Raw genomic sequence first — 262 nt, forward strand, 5'->3', positions numbered from 1 at the left:
GCTCGCGCAGCGAGATGCGACGCCGGCGATCGCGCCTGCCGAATTAGTCCGGTCCAGAATCGAACAGGCCATCGCCACCGCGCGTGCGGAGCGGAACGATTCCACCTTCGACTACACCCCCGGCCAGCGAGGCGCGATCGAGCATGCGCTGACGAGCAGAGACCGGATCGTCGCGGTGCAGGGGCTCGCCGGCGTGGGCAAAACCACGATGGTCAAGGGAACAGTCCAGGTCGCGCACGAGCAGGGTTGGCTTGTACGAGGG

At 67.2% G+C, this 262-nt stretch carries 1 protein-coding gene; it reads left to right on the forward strand.

What is annotated here, in order from left to right:
- Positions 1-262: AAA family ATPase (locus tag ACZ3HH_RS30465; RefSeq protein ID WP_465810360.1), on the forward strand; the 262-nt coding region annotated here is incomplete at both ends.

It is taken from the genome of Pseudomonas sp. PME37.24/025 (genome assembly GCF_055556615.1).